The 19135-nt window shown below is 37.0% G+C and carries 19 protein-coding genes; 13 read left to right on the top strand and 6 right to left on the bottom strand.

The features are described from left to right. The coding region (locus VBZ51_RS15860; RefSeq protein ID WP_416577558.1) for a hypothetical protein at window positions 1-2275 on the bottom strand (2275 nt) is incomplete at its 3' end. 280 nt (window positions 2276-2555) lie between these two features. Here VBZ51_RS15860 and VBZ51_RS15865 point away from each other — a divergent pair. From VBZ51_RS15865 to VBZ51_RS15890, 6 genes are all read left to right on the top strand, one after another. Beyond that, window positions 2556-3299 carry a hypothetical protein gene (locus tag VBZ51_RS15865; protein WP_416577559.1) on the top strand — a complete coding sequence of 248 codons (744 nt, stop codon included), beginning with the start codon at window positions 2556-2558 and terminating at the stop codon, window positions 3297-3299. Continuing rightward, on the top strand, window positions 3289-4062 hold the full coding sequence (locus VBZ51_RS15870) for a hypothetical protein (RefSeq protein ID WP_416577560.1): 774 nt from the start codon (window positions 3289-3291) through the stop codon (window positions 4060-4062). The genes VBZ51_RS15865 and VBZ51_RS15870 overlap by 11 nt, the downstream gene beginning before the upstream one ends. A 52-nt stretch (window positions 4063-4114) precedes the next feature. Beyond that, window positions 4115-4621 carry a DUF6702 family protein gene (locus VBZ51_RS15875; protein ID WP_416577561.1) on the top strand — a complete coding sequence of 169 codons (507 nt, stop codon included), beginning with the start codon at window positions 4115-4117 and terminating at the stop codon, window positions 4619-4621. A 58-nt stretch (window positions 4622-4679) separates the two neighbouring features. Then, the gene (locus VBZ51_RS15880; protein WP_416577562.1) at window positions 4680-6992 is read left to right on the top strand and encodes a M1 family metallopeptidase; all 2313 of its coding nucleotides are present in this window, start codon (window positions 4680-4682) and stop codon (window positions 6990-6992) included. A gap of 83 nt (window positions 6993-7075) precedes the next feature. Next, window positions 7076-7414, top strand: coding sequence for a Sec-independent protein translocase subunit TatA/TatB (locus tag VBZ51_RS15885; RefSeq protein WP_071340107.1), 339 nt, complete (start codon window positions 7076-7078; stop codon window positions 7412-7414). 6 nt (window positions 7415-7420) lie between these two features. After that, window positions 7421-7996: a phosphatase PAP2 family protein gene (locus tag VBZ51_RS15890; RefSeq protein ID WP_082643027.1), complete on the top strand. Its 576-nt coding sequence runs from the start codon at window positions 7421-7423 to the stop codon at window positions 7994-7996. Here VBZ51_RS15890 and VBZ51_RS15895 read toward each other — a convergent pair. Continuing rightward, window positions 7959-8600: an O-methyltransferase gene (locus VBZ51_RS15895; protein ID WP_416577563.1), complete on the bottom strand. Its 642-nt coding sequence runs from the start codon at window positions 8598-8600 to the stop codon at window positions 7959-7961. The genes VBZ51_RS15890 and VBZ51_RS15895 overlap by 38 nt on opposite strands. Before the next feature lie 63 nt (window positions 8601-8663). Between VBZ51_RS15895 and VBZ51_RS15900 the strand changes: the two genes are divergently transcribed. From VBZ51_RS15900 to VBZ51_RS15910, 3 genes are all read left to right on the top strand, one after another. Then, window positions 8664-9134 carry a GNAT family N-acetyltransferase gene (locus VBZ51_RS15900; protein ID WP_416577564.1) on the top strand — a complete coding sequence of 157 codons (471 nt, stop codon included), beginning with the start codon at window positions 8664-8666 and terminating at the stop codon, window positions 9132-9134. A 65-nt stretch (window positions 9135-9199) separates the two neighbouring features. Beyond that, window positions 9200-10468: a kynureninase gene (kynU, locus tag VBZ51_RS15905; RefSeq protein ID WP_416577565.1), complete on the top strand. Its 1269-nt coding sequence runs from the start codon at window positions 9200-9202 to the stop codon at window positions 10466-10468. Between the two features lie 146 nt (window positions 10469-10614). Beyond that, window positions 10615-11763 (top strand): MFS transporter, encoded by a 1149-nt coding sequence (locus VBZ51_RS15910; protein WP_416577566.1) that lies wholly within the window; start codon window positions 10615-10617, stop codon window positions 11761-11763. Between the two features lies 1 nt (window position 11764). On the opposite strand, the gene VBZ51_RS15915 is transcribed toward VBZ51_RS15910, so the two are convergent. Both VBZ51_RS15915 and VBZ51_RS15920 read right to left on the bottom strand, forming a co-directional pair. Continuing rightward, window positions 11765-12931, bottom strand: coding sequence for a hypothetical protein (locus VBZ51_RS15915; RefSeq protein WP_416577567.1), 1167 nt, complete (start codon window positions 12929-12931; stop codon window positions 11765-11767). A 43-nt stretch (window positions 12932-12974) separates the two neighbouring features. Further along, window positions 12975-13655, bottom strand: coding sequence for a hypothetical protein (locus tag VBZ51_RS15920; protein WP_416577568.1), 681 nt, complete (start codon window positions 13653-13655; stop codon window positions 12975-12977). Between the two features lie 80 nt (window positions 13656-13735). On the opposite strand from VBZ51_RS15920, the gene VBZ51_RS15925 reads away from it, so the two are divergent. From VBZ51_RS15925 to VBZ51_RS15940, 4 genes are all read left to right on the top strand, one after another. Further along, window positions 13736-14362, top strand: coding sequence for an RNA polymerase sigma factor (locus tag VBZ51_RS15925; protein ID WP_082643028.1), 627 nt, complete (start codon window positions 13736-13738; stop codon window positions 14360-14362). After that, complete coding sequence (locus tag VBZ51_RS15930) at window positions 14362-14559, top strand: hypothetical protein (protein WP_058105933.1); 198 nt, start codon at window positions 14362-14364, stop codon at window positions 14557-14559. The genes VBZ51_RS15925 and VBZ51_RS15930 overlap by 1 nt, the downstream gene beginning before the upstream one ends. A gap of 16 nt (window positions 14560-14575) precedes the next feature. Then, a complete protein-coding gene (locus VBZ51_RS15935) occupies window positions 14576-15421 on the top strand; it encodes a mechanosensitive ion channel family protein (RefSeq protein WP_416577569.1) in 846 nt (281 codons plus the stop codon). A gap of 106 nt (window positions 15422-15527) precedes the next feature. Next, entirely contained in the window at window positions 15528-16076 is a 549-nt protein-coding gene (locus VBZ51_RS15940; RefSeq protein ID WP_058105935.1) for a ClpP family protease, read from the top strand. 92 nt (window positions 16077-16168) lie between these two features. Here the strand turns inward: VBZ51_RS15940 and VBZ51_RS15945 are convergent, their stop codons facing one another. Next, window positions 16169-18115 carry an OmpA family protein gene (locus tag VBZ51_RS15945; RefSeq protein WP_416577570.1) on the bottom strand — a complete coding sequence of 649 codons (1947 nt, stop codon included), beginning with the start codon at window positions 18113-18115 and terminating at the stop codon, window positions 16169-16171. Between the two features lie 18 nt (window positions 18116-18133). Continuing rightward, window positions 18134-19036 (bottom strand): type IX secretion system membrane protein PorP/SprF, encoded by a 903-nt coding sequence (locus VBZ51_RS15950; RefSeq protein WP_416577571.1) that lies wholly within the window; start codon window positions 19034-19036, stop codon window positions 18134-18136. Between the last annotated feature and the right edge of the window lie 99 nt (window positions 19037-19135).

Raw genomic sequence — 19135 nt, forward strand, 5'->3', positions numbered from 1 at the left:
CAGGGGTAACGTTGTCGTCAAGGATTTTTATGGTTGTGACGGCATCATCGGCAATACCAAGATCTACTGTGTTTCCGTTACCGATCAGGGTCGCGTCCGTATTAACATTGCCTGCGACCGGATCAGCCCAAACGACATCTGTTCCGTCCGTAGTAAGGATCTGTCCGTCCGTAGCACTTGCTTCTAATTTAGCTGGGGTTACGTTGTCGTCAAGGATTTTTATGGTTGTGACGGCATCATCGGCAATACCAAGATCTACTGTGTTTCCGTTACCGATCAGGGTCGCGTCCGTATTAACATTGCCTGCGACCGGGTCAGCCCAAACAACATCTGTTCCGTCGGTAGTAAGGATCTGTCCGTCCGTAGCGCTTGCTTCTATTTTGGCAGGGGTAACGTTGTCGTCAAGGATTTTTATGGTTGTGACGGCATCATCGGCAATACCAAGATCTACTGTGTTTCCGTTACCGATCAGGGTCGCGTCCGTATTAACATTGCCTGCGACCGGATCAGCCCAAACGACATCTGTTCCGTCCGTAGTAAGGATCTGTCCGTCCGTAGCACTTGCTTCTAATTTAGCTGGGGTTACGTTGTCGTCAAGGATTTTTATGGTTGTGACGGCATCATCGGCAATACCAAGATCTACTGTGTTTCCGTTTCCGATCAAGGTCGCGTCCGTATTAACATTGCCGCCTGTTCCATTGGCAATGTCATTTGCAACAGTCCAAGCTCCCAGACCTGCATTAAGAGTTTCGTCCCATTTAATAACCTGTCCATCAGCCGCGCCATTTTGGTTTAGGTCTTCTAGAGTAATTGTGTTGTTTACAATATTGTCGCTCTCAATAGTGTTATTTTCTATGCTAAACTGCCCAATATTGTTCATGGTGACGTCTCCGCCTACTTCAACAGGTGTAGGTTCGCTTGCTGCATTACCTACAAAGATAAATCCATCATCTAATTCAGGCGCATCGGCTAAACCACTTAAATCAACTTGGTTTAGAGCAGTTAAGGGCGTAGAAATAGTAAGGATATTATTGACTGGGTCATAATCTAAATCTTGTAACTCATTTCTGATATCACCATCAACTTCTGCGGCTCCTTCTGGGATATCTATCCATCCAACAACTCCCGTAGTACTTGTCGATAAAATCTGTGCATTTGCTGGTGCTGCAGCTGACGGAGCAATATCTTCCGGCAATATAGTTCCGTTTAAAATGTCTGCCGTTCTTACAGCATTATTTGCAATTTTTCCGGTGGTTACAGCATTATTTGCCAATTCAGCAGTGTCTATGCCACCGACTTCAACATCAATGGTATAAGGATTAGCCTCAGTGCCGTCACCATTACGAACCAGTGTAGCATCCGTAGCATTTGAAATTTCATTACCTACAATACCATCAACTTCCGCAGCTGCTGCAGGTAGGGTAATTGTATTACCGTTACTTAAAGTTATTCCATTTGTGTCAGGGTCAAAACTTAAGGTTTGAAAATACGTTGATAAGTCAATAGTATTAGGGTCGTTCTCTATGCTTAGAATATTTTCTGTAAGATCTAACTGCTGATCATCTGAGCCTACCAAAGCTTCTAAACTAATGGAGGAAACACCTGGTGTGGTAGATCTAGAAATGGTTAAGGTATTGTCTGTTTTATCAAAAGTCAGATCAAAAAGATCGTTGGCATCTTCCCATTGTACAATGCCATTTTCATCGGTAGTCAACACCCTGTCTGGACTTTCGTTGGCTATGTTTACAGGTTGTATTGCGCCTACGGCTAGTTCATTTGTGCCGACGGCGTTTTCCCGTATTTCACTGGAACCAACAGATTCTGCAGCTAAATCATCTGCAGTTAGGGAGTTATCTGCTATATCATTTGTGTCAATAAAACCATCTCTAATATTATCACCAGTAAGACTATTTTCTGCAACTTCTAGGTTATACCCAGCCGCAGATTCCGTAATCTCTATGGTACTTCTGCCGTTGATGATGGGGTCGTTGGTTATGGTAAAGTTTACGGCATCACAAAGGTTTACCCACTGGGTTCCATCATAGTAATGAACACATTCCGTATCGGTATTGTAGACCAAACCACCACGCTGTGGGGTAATGGCTTCCATTTCTAATGTGTTAACGCGGGTAATGACCAATACCTTAGAAGAACTTTCTAGCTCTAGAACAGACGAAGCATCTATATTTTGGGGGTTGTCTCCTATTTTAATTTGTCCGAATACGGGGGGCACTGCCAAAAAAATAAAGAAAATAAAGAAAATTATTGCTTTCATACTTAGTGTCTTATGACGAGAAAATAACGATAAACAAAAATAGAATTATCTTGGTAATACCTTTTATTTATAAGTTGAAATAATGTGCTATTGGGTTAAAGTACATATATGGTCGTTGTACGGTATGGTTTTACATGAAGATAAGGACCCATTGCTTTCTTGGAAGATAAGAAATTAACAAAAGTTTATTGACAGGATTTTTTTTATAATAGTTACAAATCTTTTCTTTATCTTTTGAATACCCTATGGGTAGGGTATCATCCCTTTTAATACACACTAAATGACCAGAAAATTACTTTTTTTATTTGTATTGTTTATCACAGTATCGGGCTTTGCACAAGATGATGCTAGAGTGCCTTTAAGAGGTTCGGTAATCTACATGAACATTGGAGTGCCCAATGAAAATGTGATCAACTCAACTTCTGAGCATGCAACCATTACCAATGACCAAGGGCAGTTTAAGATCAATGTAAAAGTGGGTGATAAATTAGTTTTTACGGCAGTAAACTACAATATAAAAGTAGTGACCGTAACCGAGGAAATTTTAGCGAACAACCGTTTGGTGGTAGAGGTGAACGAAAAAGTGACGGAGTTAGACGAAGTGGTCATTACCCCAGAACAGCAAGAACGTTTCTTGAAAATGAGAAACGAAGAATTTAAACAGCACGAGTACGAAATAGATCGAGGGACAGAGGTAGAGAATATTGCCATGTCTGATGTGGATAGAGGTATGCAAGACGGTCTTAATTTTGCCAATATCTTCAGGGCCATTTTTAAATCTCAGGACCAAGCTGCCGAAGAGACTCCATCATTAAAGGTGAGTGAGGTACTAAGACAGGTATATGACGATTCTTTCTTTGTTGTAGACCTACAGATACCACAAGATAAGATCAATGAGTTTTTGTATTACTGTGATGCTAAAATGCCTGCAAAGTCTTTACTTAAAAAGGAAAATGAATTTCAATTGATCGATGCATTGGTGAATCATAGTAAATCGTTTCTTAAAGATTTAAATGAGGAGTAGACTCCTATTCTTTTTTTTGCTTGCTAGTATTTCGGTTTTCTCCCAATTGGAAGAGACAAAGAAATTAGAGGGCAGGGTATATAGTGATGACGGTGACGTTGCCGCCACTCATGTACTTAACTTAACATCGCAACGGGCCACCATCACCGATGAAAACGGATTTTTTACGGTTGCCGTGCAATTGTTGGATACCTTAGAATTTTCGGCCATACAATACAAAAAGAAAATTGTGGTGGTAAATACCGCAATTTTGGAAAGCAAGTTTATCTCTGTAGGTTTAGAAGAGGCACTTACGGAATTAGATGAGGTTACCGTAACGCCCTATAATCTTAGTGGTAACCTATTAATGGATCTGCCTACTTTAGAATTGGATCCCATAGTTACCGCATCTACTTTGGGTTTACCAAATGCTTATGTAAAAATACCTACCAAGGCCGAAAGGGAACTTTCTGCGGCTACAGCAAACCCCATAATGAGTTTTGACCCATTGATCAATGCCATTACAGGGCGTACCAAAATGTTGAAGAAGCGGGTAGAGCGCAATAAACTGTATGATAGAACGGAGCGTGTGCGTAAGTTTTATGAAGATAGTGTATACCAAGAACAGTTGTTGATCCCTATTGATAAAATAGATGATTTTCTATATTATTGCGAGGTTGATCCCCGTTTTCAACAAATTGTAGATTCCCATAATGAAATGGAAATTTGGGAATACCTACGACAAAAGAGTATACTGTACAGAAAGAATAATGCTTTGGATTAGGGGTGTTATATTTGGCATGTACTTTGCTCCATAGCATATGAAACCATACATTATGAAAATTTTTAAACCGGTATTGGTATTATTGATACTACCCCTTTTTGCATTCGTAGGGGCGCACAAATTTTACATTAGTGTTACCAATGTAGACTATTCTGAGAAAGATGAGGCCATACAGATCATTACCCGTGTTTTTATAGATGATATGAATACGGTGCTCAAAGAAAGATATGGTTATTCTGCAAACCTGGGTACTGCTAAGGAAACGGAAATGGACAAGGATTTTCTTGAAAAATACTTACGTACAAAATTCTTGGTAGAAGTAAACCAAGAAAACGCAACCTATGATTTTATTGGTCATAAGTATGATTCTGATATGGTCATTTGTTATTTAGAAGTACCTAATATTCCATTATCCAACTTAAAACAAATTGGTATTACAGATGAAATCCTTACAGATATTTATGATGATCAGCAAAACGTGGTGCACATGAAAGTAAAAGGCACAAAAAAAAGCCATGTTTTGGTGAAATCCCGTCCTAAAGGAATGTTAAATTTGTAACATATATTAAGATATCCCTATAAAAACTTTAATTTTCGGACACTAAAAAAACCAAGTAATGAAAAGAGTAAAGTACGCATTTGCGTCTATTTTATTCCTTTTTACGGCCGTAACGTTTGCTCAAGAAACGATGACCAAAGAAAAGGAACCTGGGCACTACAACCAGAGTAAGTTCAAACAATTGTACGAAGAGTTTTCTACGCCTAACACCTACAGGTCTGCATCTGGTGCACCTGGTCCTGATTACTACCAGCAGCAGGCAGACTATGTAATGGACATTCGTTTAGATGATAAGAATGCTAAATTGTTTGGTGAAGAGACCATTACATATACCAATAATTCTCCAGATGATTTGGAATATTTATGGGTGCAGTTGGATCAAAATGTACGAGCTAAAGATTCTAAGGCGGCTTTAAAAAATGGTAGCGGTATTTCTTTGGGAGATTCTCCAGAGAAATTTGTAGGTAACTTTATGACCGAACCTTTTGATGGCGGTTTCAATATAGATTACGTTAAGGATGATTCAGGAAAAGCATTGCCTTACACCATTAACTTTACTATGATGCGTGTAGATTTACCTACGCCGTTAAAGAGTGGGGACAAGTATGCCTTTAAGATTAAATGGAACTATAATATACCGGATCATACGATCAATAGAGCTAGATCAGGTTATGAGTATTTTGCTGAAGACGGTAACAGAGCCTATGTAATTGCACAGTTCTTTCCAAGAATGGCCGTTTACAATGATGTAGAAGGATGGCAGAACCACCAGTTTTGGGGTAATGGCGAATTCGCTCTTCCTTTTGGGGATTATGAGGTGAACATTACCGTACCTGCAGATCATATCTTAGATGGTACAGGTGTACTTCAAAATAGAAAAGAAGTATATAGCAAAGAGATGATGGCGCGTTATGAAAAAGCTAAAAAATCATATGACAAACCTGTAATCATTGTAAGTCAAGAAGAAGCAGAAGCTGCAGAAAAAGGTTTTTCAGATAAAACGAAGACATGGAAGCTAAAAGCGGAGAATGTTCGTGATTTTGGTTTTGCAACTTCAAGAAAGTTCATTTGGGACATGCAAGCGGTAAAATTGGGTAACAGAGACGTAATGGCGGTATCTATGTACCCTAAAGAAGGTAACCCGTTATGGGAAGAGTATTCTACAAAAGCTGTAGCGCATACTTTGAAATCTTACTCTTCGCATACATTTGACTACCCTTACCCTAAAGCAATTTCGGTACATGCCAAAAGACAAGGTATGGAGTACCCAATGATCTGTTGGAACTACGGTAGACCAAATAAAGATGGTAGCTATTCTGATAGAACTAAATACGGAATGATCAGTGTAATCATTCACGAGGTAGGACATAACTTTTTCCCAATGATCGTAAATTCGGATGAGCGTCAATGGGGATGGATGGATGAAGGTTTAGATACTTTTATGCAGTATATGGCAGAGCAAGAGTTTGGAGAAGCATATCCAGAAGCTATTGCGCCTAACGCAAAATACCCATCAAGAAGAGGGGATCCAGCTAAGATCGTACCTTACATGAGCGGTGATCAAAGTACTATTGCACCAATTATGTCTAACCCTGAAAACGTTTTTCAATTAGGACCAAACGCCTATGGAAAACCTGCAACAGCGTTGAATATTTTGAGAGAGACCGTAATGGGTCGCGAATTGTTCGATCATGCGTTTAAAACATATTCTCACCGTTGGAAATTTAAGCACCCAACCCCAGAAGATTTCTTTAGAACAATGGAAGATGCATCTGCCGTTGATCTAGATTGGTACTGGAGAGGATGGTTCTATACTACCGACTATGTGGATATGGCCGTAAAGGATATTAAGAAATACTACGTAAGCGATCAGCCGAACAAGAAGATGAAAGCATATTTGGCAGAGCGCGGTATACCAGAGTCCAATTTACCACCAATGGTATATTTAGAGGAGTATGATGATGCCGGTATGGTATCACCGGAACTAAAGAATAATTTGCCATCTGAAACCTCTAAAACGTTGAAGGAGTTTATGATGGATAATATGACGGCAGCTGAAAGAGCAGCTATAAAAGAGCCTAAGTATTTTTACGAAGTAACGTACAACAGTCCGGGCGGTTTACCAATGCCTTTAATTGTTGAGTATACGTATGCTGATGGTTCTGTGAAAAATGTAACCTATCCGCCAGAAATCTGGAGAAAGAACAGCAAAGAGGTAAGTATGGTGATTTCATCTACATCTGAGCTAAAAGGAATTCAGATAGACCCTAAAATGGAAACTGCTGATATTGATACAACTAACAATAGTTGGCCAAAGAAAGAGCAGGAAAGTGATTTCGATAAAATGAAAGAAGGAATGAAAGGAGAATAATTAACAAAACATTTATTGAAAAAAGCCTCGTATAACTACGGGGCTTTTTTAATTTCGATACTAAACTTGTTTATATTTGTAGTATGATTGCTATGTATTCATTATTTATTAGTGGCGCAGAAATTTTCTTCATTATGTTTATCGTAGTGATGGTTTTTGGTGCCGACAAAATTCCTGGTATTGCCAAGGGCTTGGGCAAAGGTATGCGCCAGCTAAAAGATGCTACTGAAGATATTAAACAAGAAATTCAAAAAAGTGCCGACAAACAAGGTATAGATACAAGTTTTGTGACCGATATTAAAAAGGATATTGATGACATGAAACAAGATATTAGTTCCGGTTTAGGTACTGACGTTAAAAAGCAAATAACTGACGTCACTAAAAATATCAATGAAGTAACCGGTACGATCAAGAGAAAATAAGCGCTTATGCTAGATAAGATCTTACAATGGGATCGAGATGCCTTTGTCTATCTTAACAGTCTAGGTATAGAACAGTACGATGCTTTTTGGTCTACCGTTACCAAATTTCCACCTTGGATTCCTCTCTTTGCATTGATCATTACACTTTTCTTTATAAAATTTCCAAAGAAAGAAGCTATAACAATGATTTTGACCATATTGATTATGGCAGCTTTTGTGGCTACGGTCACTGACCTGACAAAGCATGTGGTAGCCCGCTTAAGACCTAATAATGACGAAGAGCTAAATACGTTGATCCGTATTTTACGGAGTCCGTCCGGGTTCAGTTTTTTTTCAGGCCATGCCTCATCTTCCTTTTCTATAATTACGTTGACCGTTCTTTTTTTAAGGCGAGAATTTAAATGGGTGTATTTATTTTATATCTGGCCTATACTATTTGCTATGAGTAGGGTATATGTTGGGGTGCACTTTCCTATAGATTTAATGGTAGGTGCTTTGGTAGGTATATGCTCCGCCTGGTTGTTCTATAAATTATACGGTCTGCTTATTTTACCCTACTTAGGGTCAGTCCGTCACGAATAGGCAGCAATACCGTTTCTAATTGTGGATGTTCACTTAGTTTTTTATTATAATCCAATAATACTTTAGTGGTCACATCTTTTGGGTTCAAAGGCTCAACCACCTTACCTGACCACAATACATTATCTGAAAGTATCACAGTGCCAGATTTGGTTTTGGGTAGTACAACATCTAAATACTTATCGTATTGCTTTTTCTCCGCATCAATAAAAATAAGGTCAAAGGTGATATCCATTTTAGGGATAATGTCCAAAGCATTGCCTACATGTTGTATAATCTGATTACCATAATCACTTCGATCAAAAAAAGTACGCTGAATTTGTTCTAGTTCTGCATTGACATCAATAGTATGTAATTGTCCGTTTTTCTGTAATCCTTCCGCAAGACATAAAGCGGAATAACCGGTATACGTGCCAATTTCTAGAATGTTGGCAGGATGTATCAATTTAGAAAGTAAACTTAAAACACGCCCTTGAAAATGTCCCGTTAACATACGGGGCTGTATAACCTTTAAATGCGTTTCTCGGGTAAGTTCTTGTAACAACTTAGGTTCTGGCTGTGAATGGTCCGCTAAGTAATTTTCTAAAAGTGGCGATAAAAAATGCATGCGTTTCTTTTTGCAAAAATAGGGTTTTAAGCCTTATTTTAATGGACTCAAATTAGCATAGCCATGAACAATGAAATTACCCTTAGGGAAGCCCTAAAAAATGATGTGCCTGTACTATTGCAATATGAGCAAGAAGTGGTCAAGGCAGAACGCCCAATGGATCCAACTATTAGAAATAATGATGTGCAATACTATGATTTAGATGCATTGATAGAAAACCCAAGAGCTACCCTTATGGTTGCTTCTGACGGAGATAAAATTGTTGCAACGGGTTATGCATTGGAAAAACAGGCAAGACCTTACTTGGATCATGAGACCTATGCTTACTTGGGTTTTATGTATACCGATCCGGAATATAGGGGCAGGGGAATTAACGGTAAAATTGTGGAGTCCTTACAGCATTGGGCCATGAATATTGGGCTTACGGAAATAAGGTTGCATGTATATGAGGAAAATGAACCTGCTATTAAAGCCTATGAAAAAAAAGGGTTTAAAAGACACATGATCGAAATGCGATTAAGAACAGAATCTTAAAATGCTATTATTGCATGGAGCTTATAATATTATAGGCTTATGTTTACCTTTATACAAAATTAGCTATGGAGTTTAAAAATACGTTGCAGTTTGCACAATCATTAGACGCACAAGACGACTTAAGTACATATAGAGATGAATTTATTTTTCCTAAAATTAATGGGAAGGAGGTCATCTATTTTACCGGTAATTCTCTAGGATTACAGCCAAAAAGAACCAAATCGTTTGTAGATGGGGTCATGAAAGATTGGGCGGAACTTGCCGTTGAAGGTCATTTTTATGCAGAAAAACCTTGGTGGGACTATCATGAGCGCCTGGCAGAACCCTTGGCAAAAGTAGTGGGGGCGTTGCCTGAAGAAATATCGGTAATGAATACGCTTACGGTGAATCTTCATTTATTGATGGTCTCTTTTTACAACCCCACTCAAAAGAGATTTAAGATTCTTTGTGAAGAAAAAGCATTTCCAAGTGATCAATACATGTTTCAAAGTCAAGTTCGTTTTCATGGGCTAGACCCGGATGAAACTATTGTAGAGATTAAAAAGAGAGAAGGGGAGCATCACTGGAGAACAGAAGATATACTGGCAAAAATTGAAGAGTTGGGAGATGAACTGGCTCTTGTTTTAATTGGCGGAGTAAATTATTACAATGGTCAAGTAATGGATATGGAAGCTATTACCAAAGCAGGAAAAGCAGTTGGTGCCAATGTGGGTTGGGATCTAGCACATGCCGTTGGTAATGTAGAATTGAAACTGCATGAATGGGATGCCGATTTTGCATCATGGTGTAGTTATAAATATATGAATAGCGGACCAGGAAATGCTTCTGGTATTTTCGTGAATAAAAAGCACCTGAACAAAAAAGATATTCAGCGTTTTGAAGGATGGTGGGGAACCAAAAAGGAAACCCGTTTTTTAATGAAGCCAGAGTTTGAACCTATGGAAAATGCCGATGCTTGGCAAATAAGCAATGTACCTGTGCTATCGGTTGCGCCTTATTTGGCTTCATTGACCATGTTTGAAGAAGTTGGTATGCATAAATTGATTGAAAAAAGAAATTTAATTGTTTCCTATTTAGAGTTTATTCTACAAGAAATAGATAAAGAGGTAGATAGCACTTTTGAAATCATAACTCCGGCAGATAGAGGCTGTCAGCTTTCTGTGTTCTTACATGGACAGGGCAAGGCGTTGTTCAATTATTTGATGGAAAATGGGGTGGTGACAGATTGGCGAGAGCCCAATGTAATTCGTTTGGCACCGGCTCCTTTCTATTCTACGTTTGAAGATATGTACCGTTTTGGGCAGATATTAAAAGAAGGAGTACTTGCCAATTAAATTTTATAGATTTTTTTTAATATTTAACGAACAACGAACAACGAACAACGAACAACGAACAACGAACAACGAACAACGAACAACGAACAACGAACACCTGTGCTGAGCGTAGCCGAAGTAACCAATAACTAACAACTGACAACCAAGTGAAGTCATTACGATTAATTTTAGGGAAAGCACGTTATTTTGGTCCGTCATGGGTATTTGCAAGTATCAACATACTATTTGGAACATGGGCCATTTATATACCCACGGTCAAAGAGACTTTGCATATTAGTAAGTCTGAGCTGGGTATAGCTATTTTCTTTTTGGCATTAGGTGTATTCACGGTTTTTCCGTTTGCCTCAGGTATCATCAATAGAGTAGGGGTTGGTAAAAGCACATTTTACGGGGTGTTGGCGAGTTGTGTTGCTGCCATGCTGCCACTACTGGCACCCAGTTATTATATGTTAATGGCAGCCTTGTTTCTTTTTGGAGCTTCTAATGGTATCACGGATATTTCTATGAATACCTTGGTAACGGAAATAGAGAAAAAAGACAAGGTAAAGTTTATGGCAGCATCTCATGGCTTTTTTAGTCTAGGTGGTGTTTTGGCAGGTTTGGGTAGTTTTTTAATTGGTCCGTTGTCAAATCCCATACTACACATGTTCATTGCCGTGTTACTCGTTTTGGTGGTCAATTTTAAATTTAGGAAACAATATTTTACGGAAGTAGCCGAAGAAATAGAAAATGAACCCTTTAGTTTTGGTTTGCTAAAACCGTTAATGCTATTAGGTCTTATTTCTTTTTTGGCCATGGGTAGTGAAGGTGCTATCGTAGATTGGAGCGGACTATATTTAAAGGAAATTGCGTTAGCGCCCGAAACTTTATGGGGATTGGGATTTTTAGGGTTTCAAATCACCATGACCTTAGGAAGGTTTTTAGGGGATGGGATCAGTGATAAAATTGGATCGGTCAAGATAGTTGCAGTAGGAGCAATTTTAGCAATTGCAGGATACTTTTTAGTATTGACAACAAATACTTACTTAAGTATTATTGGTTTTGCGTTAAACGGATTGGGATTTTCTGTCATGGTACCTGAAGTTTTTAGAATAGGGGGGAATGTAAAAGGAATAGATTCTTCTAAAGGCATTGCCTTTATTGCAGGTTCAGGATATGCCGGCTTTTTGTGTGCCCCACCAATTTTAGGTTTTCTAGCAGAGAATTATAGTTTGACCAGAAGCTTCGTGGTACTTTTGGCTTGTGGATTCCTAATTCTATTATTTACATTTTTATTAAAGAAAAAGAAAGCTTAGGTTAGTTTTTGATATTGCTTCTCACTTTAAATTCATTATTGGGATCTTGTACTTTTTCAATAAAATTCAACATTTCTTCTGTTAACAATAATTGATTTTGAGCATTCCAATAACGCTGATCGTACGGGTATTTTATTTTGAATAGATCTTTAGAGGTGCTTACATTTTTTTTAACGGGAAAGTCGCCCTCATGGTCAGATGTAGTCAATATAAAAGATACATCATAAAAAGAGGTGTAGGAATTTTTATCATCTGTCACCTCTACCTTTACATCATATTTTGCCGTGGCTATGTAATATTTGTTTGTAATTGAAGATTTGGACAGTGACATTTCTTTTTCTACGGAGACCGTTCTAAATCTAATATTGCCATCCTTTTTATAAGGATTGTCTTTATTGTTAATGGCCATGTAAATTCTTTCAATAGCATGGTCATTATTGTTGATAATATAATGGCCATTTACTTCTTCATTTTCAATTTCTGGTTTGGTCTGAAAACTTAAATTGGTCTTACTGCCATTATTAAAAGTAGCTTCGGTCAAATCAAAAGCATCTCCAGTAGCGTTCATAGGGGTGAAATTCATGAATAATTGGTAAAAGGTTTCAAAAATGAAGTATACTTCATTTTCATCTTTCACTAATCCAACTTTACGCATATTGGTCAACTCTACCTTAAAGTCTTTTTTATCGGGGTCAATTTCTTTAGTGTATAAAAGTGTTCTTCTTTCCAGTTTACCTTGCAAGTCTTGAACTCTGGTAATTTCACCATTATATCTTAAAACACCTCTCAACAGAAATTTCTCTTTATAGGGATAAATAGGGTAATTAGATCTAATAGAATCCCCAACTTTTTGCCATAGGGTTTTTTCATTCGTAACCGTAACTTCATTAAGCTCCAATACACTTTTGTTGAGGAAAATGGTATCCTTTACTTTTTGAAAAGTAGTACTTAATTTATCATAACCAACCCTGTAAATTATAATGGAATCTAATAGTGATGAAAATTGAAACCGACCATCTTCATTGGAAATAGTATGATCTTTAGAATTATAGATACCGACAAATTCAAGAGGAACATTGTCGGCACTATCTACTATTACAGCATCTATAGTCTGTTGTGAAAATCCAATAAATGAAAGTAGAAAAAACAGAAAGAATGATGGTTTCATGGATCAGTTGTTAAGATTGAAACGTATCAAACTTTGTACCATATTATTTCACCTCTACCCCGGAAAAATAAAGTGAGAAATCAGCATCCGGTCTTTTGTGCATCATGCTTATGTGTAACCCGTTTAGGTTTTTATAGTCTTCCCAAGTGGTTACCATATTAGGTTCAGACTGGTTTTCCTTTCTGTATACCCATTCTTTAATAATATAATCATCTCCAAAATAATAATCATAAGCATCGCCAGGTGTGTAGCCGCCTTCATTATTGTAGACCGTAGTTAGTTTATGCATATTTGCTTTGCTGATCGGAGCTTCTACATTTTCTGTGTGTTTGTGGGTGAAACTTTTTTGATCCCATACCAATTGATATGGTGCCAATAGCCAGAACTTATCATTTACAAATCCGCCATCTGTTGCTGTCATGGTGCTATCTACAGATTTTCTGTTGTAAGATATCGTGTCTTGTCTTGTCATCATGGTAACATCGTTAGAACCGGTTTCCCATAACCAGGTACGTTCAAAGTGTTCATCTTCACGATCTACATTAAAAGTAAATTTGATACGCTCTACATCTTTCCAGTTTTCAAAACCGTTGGCATTGGCTATTTTTTCAAGAACGGTCAATTCCTTATCTTCGGCAACGACAACTTTAGTTTTTTTTTGGTCGGTTTTACATCCTGTAAATACGCTTGAAACAAGAATGGAAAGAAGAATTAATTTTTTCATTTTCTGTAGATTTTCAAGTAAATATATCAATTACAGTATCTTTAACCTACTTTTATTTTTTTGTAAACATAATTATTAGGGTGACTTTTCTTAAGAAGCTTTGTTTTATAATCATTGGAAACCAGTTTGGAAATAAAACGGTTTCTAAAGGCGCACATGAAAAACTTACCGATAATGAGTTGATCGAGAGAATTGTTGCCAATAATGATTCTTTATTATTTGGAGAATTATATGATCGGTACTCTCAATTGGTCTATAATAAGTGTTTAGGATTTTCAAAGTCTAACAAAGAAGCTGAAGATTTAACCCAAGATATTTTTTTAATGTTATTTGTTAAGTTGGGTTCGTTCAAGGGAAATTCAAAATTCTCTACTTGGCTCTACTCTTTCACTTATAATTTTTGTGTCAATTACGTGAACAGAAATAAGGAAAGAAAAATAAATGATAACTCAATTAAATATGATACTCAAGAAGATATACCTGTTGATGTAACCGATGATTTACTATTGCAAATGCAGGTAGATAAGCTAAAAAAGGCTTTGGAACTAATTGCGCCAGAAGATAAATCTCTATTATTATTGAAATATCAAGATGGAGCATCAATAAAAGAATTGGAAAATATCTTAGATTTAAAACCGAGTGCGATAAAAATGAGGCTCAAAAGGGCAAAAGCGAAAGTAACGGAAATGTATAAAACCCTACCTTAATGCTAGAACAGGACAATAATCCATTTAAAAATTTACAAGGGGATCTTAAAGATGTTCCACCAGAACTACGTAAAAAAGTTATGGATGATGTCGCTGCGGCTAAATTGGTGATGGAATTGACCAATCTATTTACGGGTAATTTTGCCTCTATTATTGAGGGCATGTTAAAAACGAATTCAAAACCTAACCAGAAATAATAGTAGTAGACCAGATATGGAAACAGTAGATAAGTGGAAAGACCTAACTTTTGAATCTTTAAGTAATATTTTTAAAGATATCGCGGCAGCATTACCAGGTATTTTCGGTGCCTTTATAGTAATTGTATTTGGGTGGATCATAATAAAAATTACCACCCTGGTATTAAGAAAGATATTTAAGGTCATTAAGTTGAGCAGTATTTCTGAAAAAATAAATGACGCTAAACTTTTTGGTGATGCCGATATTAAGATAGATCTATCTAAAATCATTGTAACCTTTGTTAAAGTGCTGCTTTGGTTGGTGTTTATAATTGTGGCCTCAGATATTATGGGCTTGACCATTATTTCTACAGAAATTGCCAATTTACTACGTTACCTGCCTATTTTGTTGTCTGCCATGGTCATTTTCATGATAGGATTGTTCTTGGCCAAAACGATCAAAGAGACCATTATTAAGGTTTTTGATTCTATTGGTCTAGGTGGTGGAAAAATTCTTGGAAATGTTTTGTTCTACCTCATTATAATTTTTGTGAGTATAACAGCGTTAAACCAAGCAGGTATAGACACGCAGATCATAACCAATAACTTTACCATTGTTCTGGGAGCTTTTTTGTTGGCGATCTCTTTGGCCTTAGGTTTAGGATCTAGAGAAATAGTTGGTGATCTTTTAAGAACCTTTTATTCTAGAAAAATTTATGCAGTAGGAGATAAGGTTAAAATAGGCGATTTGCAAGGTACAGTGGTTGGTATAGATAATATAGCAATGGTATTAAAGACAAAAACCGGCAAAGTGGTTATCCCTATTAAGAAGGTAGTGGAAAAAACGGTGGAAGTAGAAGAGAGTGTGGCACCAAAAGAGTAATTGTAATATAAGTTGAAAAAGAATTGGACGTTAATTAGGAGAAGGATTGCCTCTTCTGTTTATGATTTAATTCATTAATTTTGTTAGAGATAAATAAACTTAAAATATGAGTTCTAAAAAAGGAAAAATTCAGGAAGCCATAGATGAGAAATTGCTGGAGGAAAGAAAAGTCTTCTTATGGGGTATGGTTGATGACGATTCTGCAAAACATGTAATTGATAGGTTGTTATACTTGGATATGCAGAACAATAAAGAAATTCAACTATATATTAATAGTCCTGGAGGTTATGTAACTTCTGGTTTTGCAATGTATGACACTATAAAGTCATTAAAGAGTCCTGTTTCTACTATTTGTAGCGGTCTGGCAGCCTCTATGGGGTCTATATTATTGTCTGTTGGTAAAAAGGGTAGAAGGTTTATTCAGCCACACGCACAAGTAATGATTCACCAGCCAAGTGGTGGTGCAAGAGGGCAAGCTTCCAATATTGAAATTCAGGCAAGGGAAATTATTAAGACCAAAGAGTTAAGTGCCCAGATTTTGGCGGATAACTGTGGTCAAGACTTTGATAAAGTCTTAAAAGATTTTGATAGAGACTATTGGATGAATGCAGAGGAGTCTATTAAATACGGTATCGTAGACGGTATTTTAGAATAGGTAGCTACTTATTATAAAAAGCAAAAGTCCTTTACAAAATTGTAAAGGACTTTTTTTATGGTTGGTCGTTATTTGGTGATAACTTTATATAGTTATTTTGAGGCAACTATGCCTTTTTTAATCTGTAGAATAGGGAATTCTGTTCTTCTATTTAGTTCCAGTTCCTCTGCAGAACAGTCTTGTTTACTTGTACAATGGTTGATAGGTACTCGCTTGCCAAACCCTTTGTATGAAACAATTCTATCTTTAGAAACACCGTTCTCAATTAAATATTCGTAGGTAGATTTTGCCCTTCTTTCAGAAAGATCATCATTGTAGGCATGACTACCAACCGGATCTGTATGTGCCTCTAGTTTAATGATCATATCTGGGTAGGTAATGTTCATTACCTTAATTACCTTATTTAGCTCCGCAGCAGCATCGGGTCTAATATCACTTTTGTTGAAATCAAAGTATATTTTATTAAGTCCCGCCAATACTTTAAGGTCTAATACAGGCTCAAGAACAATATCTTGCCTCATAAGCTTTTGTGCCTTTGGGGTAGAAGAGGTGTTAAAGAAAACATTTTTATGTGGGTGGGTTTTTCTCACCGCCTCGATCATGTAAGTAGTTTTTCTGTTCACCGGAAATCTATAGTACCCATTTTCATCTGTTGTAGTCTGCGCCACCAGCGTGTTGGTAATTTGATCAAATAATTTGACCGTAACACTATCCAGCTTTTGATTATTGACACCATCAACAACATAACCTTCTACATCTAAGGCAGGGGTAAATTTAAACTTGTAAATATCATCACTACCAACGCCACCTTCTCTGTTAGAGCTTACATAACCATCTAAACCGTTAGGTAGCCCATAGTATGCAAAATCATCGCTTGAACTGTTTATAGGAGTACCTAAATTAATAATGTCAATAACTTCACCATCCTCATTTGATATGGTAGAAAAGACATCTAATTGGCCAAAACCAACATGACCATCTGAACTAAAGAATAATTTACCCTCTTCGTTTATGAACGGAAACATTTCGTTTCCTTCCGTATTAACAATGGGTCCGGCGTTGATCGGCGTTTGTATACCTCCACGTTCATGAATTTCTGCGTAATAGATATCTGTACCACCGTAACCGCCAGGTCTATCAGAGGCAAAATATATTCGGGTCCTAGATTGGTTAACAGATGGGTGACCGGTTGAATAGTAGTCGCTGTTCATTCTAAGATTACTATTTTCTACCCATTTGCCATCTACAAATTTGGCGCTATATATTTTTAGGTTGATTTCGTTTGATACACCGTAACCAGCTTTTTTATCATAAAAATTATTTCTGGTAAAATACATGATGGTATCGTTCTTATAATCTGTAGAAAAAGCTACGGAACTTTCATGAAATTTTGTGTTGATATCTCCTTTTAAACGTATAGGTTCAGACATAGGGTTGTCCTCTTGCACAGCAAAAAGATCTAACCAAGGCTCATCGTTCCAGCCATAAGTTTCACCGGTTACCACGTCTCTTCTAGAAGAGGCAAAATAGATATTTCCTAAAAACCGAAACGCGCCAAAATCACTATCTGTAGAATTAAAGGATACAGGTTCAACCTCATATCGTTGTCTACTGTTAAAGACTACCGATGCCAGGTTACCATCTTTTAAGAATCGTTTTACACGAGAATCGTTCTTATTGTACTTTTTGTATTTTTTCAACCAAATTTCAGATTCATCCAAATCTCCATTGGCATAAAGTGCCATGGCATATTTAAAATAATAATCCGTAGGAAGGGTGGCATTGTTGATTACAGCCTTAAAATGCGGAATAGATTTTTTGTAATCACGGATTAATAGGTAGCATTCAGCTAATTGCTGGTGTGCATATTCCGCATTAAAATCTGTTTCCACCATTCTTTCATATTCAGGTATTGCTAAAGAATAGGAAAATTTACTAAAGTAATAATCAGCTTTTTTTTGCGATGCTATTTGCGCAATGGTAAATTGCCCTACTAGAAATAGTAGCGTTAAAAGCACCAAATTTTTATAATTTTTCATCGTATCGATTTTAAATTATTAGAAATATCTGGGGGATTTTACCGGACCTAATACTTTTTTGGCAAGTTCAAATATCAAAATTATTTCATGTGTACCGCCAGTATAAGGTCTTACCGATGATGTCGGTAGATCATAGGCATAACCAATTCTAAAATCTCTAGAAACTTGGTAATCCATCATTGCACCAAAGTTAGATGCATCGTTCACTCTATATGAGGTACCTATCCAAAATTTCTCATTGAACAAAAAGTTAATGGTAAAATCATAGGTTGCCGGGGCACCATTTGTAAATTTTGTAATTACCGTAGGTTTAAAAATAGTTGTTTCAGACAGATCAAAAACCAGACCACCAATGGCATAATAGCTATTACGTTCTATAGCTTCAAATTCGCCTTCGTTCAAATCTGTATTTAAAATTCTTGGAGATGAAATACCGGCATACCATCTGTTTGAGCCAATATAAAAACCAGCACCAAAATTAGGGTTGATACTGTTGAAGTTGGCATTGAAGAATTGATCGTTGGGATCAGGATTTTCTAGGTTATAACTTGTGAACCCGCCCTTTAGTCCAAAACGCATTTTTACTTGCTGACTTACTGGAACGGTATATGAGAAATCACCATAAAAATAGTTGGTGCTTTCAAAACCTAAACGGTCATTGATGTATGATACACCAATACCGATCTTTTCATTTTTTAATGGAGAATGAACAGATAGCGTACTGGTACGTGGGTTACCTTCTAATCCTGCCCATTGGTTTCTATGTAGTATTGTAGCGTTCAACGTTTCTCTACTACCTGCGTATGCTGGGTTAACAGAAATGGTGTTGTACATGTACTGTGTAAATTGAGGTAACTGCTGTGCATTTACAAATACACCGGTAAATAGTAAAATGGCTAAAAAGAGATTAGCTTTTTTCATGGTTATGTTTGGGTTTAGCTTTTTACGGCTATATGTTAATGAATAAGTAGGTTAATCTTATTTAAACAAATTTAAACGCTGTTATTATGTATAGAAAAA

Source organism: Maribacter sp. HS (genome assembly GCF_048059195.1).
GTDB classification, from domain to species: Bacteria; Bacteroidota; Bacteroidia; order Flavobacteriales; family Flavobacteriaceae; genus Maribacter; species Maribacter dokdonensis.